Genomic DNA, 1,776 nt, shown 5'->3' with positions numbered 1-1,776 from the left:
GCGCTCGAGCGCACCTGGCTTGTGGTGCTCGCCGAGGCGGTCGACGATGGTCTCGCTGGCCTGGTTCAGCCCGACCACCTCAACCTCCGCGCCCTCGCGCCGGAACTTCAGGATCACCCGGTCGAGCGCCGCCACGCTGGAGATGTCCCAGATATGCGCGCGGCTCACGTCGATGGTGACCTTCTCCAACGCTTCCCGGAAGTCGAAGGAATCCCCGAACTCGTCGGCCGAGGCGAAGAACACCTGCCCTTCCACCCAGTAGGTCCGGTGGGTGCCGTCCGGCGAGAGCTCGGAGGTGACACGGAAGATCTGGGCGATCTTCCAGGTGAAGAAGATCCCGGACAGCAGCACGCCGATCACCACCCCGATCGCGAGGTTATGGGTGATGACTACGCCGGCCACGGTCGCCAGCATCACGATGCTGGAGCTGCGCGGGTGGGTGCGCAGGTTGAGCAGCGAGCGCCAGCTGAACGTGCCGACCGACACCATGATCATGACCGCGACCAATGCCGCCATCGGGATCATCCCCACCAAGTCGCCCAGCACCACGATCAGGAACAGCAGGAAGATCCCGGCGCAGAAGGTGGACAGGCGCCCGCGGCCACCCGACTTCACGTTGATCACCGACTGGCCGATCATGGCGCAGCCCGCCATGCCGCCGATGAAGCCCGTGCAGAAATTGGCGATGCCCTGGCCGAAGCACTCGCGCCGCTTGTCGCTCGGGGTGTCGGTCAGGTCGTCGACGATCTGCGCAGTCATCAGCGATTCGAGCAGGCCCACCGCCGCCACGCCCAGCGAATAGGGCAGGATGATCCGGAGCGTCTCCAGGTTGAACGGCACGTCGGGGACGAAGAAGGTCGGCAAGGAGTCCGGCAAGGCACCCATGTCGCTGACGGTGCGCAGCTCCATGCCGGAGGCGAGCGTCACGGCGGTGAGGACCAGGATGCAAACCAGCGGCGACGGGATCGCCGTGGTGAGGCGCGGGAACAGGTAGATGATCGCGAGGCCGGCGGCGATCATCGGGTAGGTCAGGAGCGGCACGTTCACCATCTCCGGCACCTGGGCCAGGAAGATCAGGATCGCCAGCGCGTTGACGAAGCCGGTCATCACCGAGCGCGACACGAAGCGCATCACGTAGTTCAGCCGGAAGACGCCAGCCAGGACCTGGATGATCCCGGCGAGCACGGTGGCGGCCAGCAGGTGCTGGAGGCCGTGGTCGCGCACCAGGCTGGTCATCAGCACCGCGGTGGCGGCGGTGGCGGCCGAGATCATGGCGGGCCGGCCGCCGACGATGGCGCTGATCACCGCGATGGAGAAGGAGGCGTAGAGGCCGACCTTCGGGTCGACGCCCGCAATGATCGAGAATGCGATCGCCTCGGGGATGAGTGCCAGGGCCACGACCAGGCCGGCCAGCACATCCGCGCGGATGTTGCCGAACCACTGTTCGCGCAAGGGGGCAACCTGCTGAGAACGCATGAATCTATCCGATGAACCGGCAACGCCGCCGCCACGTGCGGTGGGTGCTCGGGAAATGCTGCAGGGTTGGGACGACGGGTCGTACAGGATCGCGAAGGCTCACCTGCGCCAGGACGCAAGGCCGCTCGGGCTACGGGAAAACTGCAGCCGCCGGACGCCAGGGCGCTATGGTAGCGGATCCTACATTGGCCTCGACACGACAGAGGTCGTCTTCAGACGGGCGCGATCGGCGCCGACGGGCGGAGGGTAGAGGCTGTCACCGATGCCGGCAACCGGGGGCTTCACTTCTGATCACGTTTC

The 1,776-nt window shown here is 66.5% G+C and carries 1 protein-coding gene; it reads right to left on the bottom strand.

All coding sequences use genetic code 11. The annotated features are described in order from the left end of the window. Window positions 1–1,476, bottom strand: a 1,476-nt coding sequence (locus tag EQG76_RS26775) for a SulP family inorganic anion transporter (protein WP_159717971.1), incomplete at its 3' end; no start/stop codon positions are given. Window positions 1,477–1,776: the final 300 nt, after the last annotated feature.

The sequence above is a fragment of the Geminicoccus flavidas genome (assembly GCF_009806515.1).
Classification (GTDB): Bacteria; Pseudomonadota; Alphaproteobacteria; order Geminicoccales; family Geminicoccaceae; genus Geminicoccus; species Geminicoccus flavidus.
The sequence above is the reverse complement of the archived record's forward strand: the minus strand, read 5'-3'. Positions and strand labels throughout refer to the sequence as shown.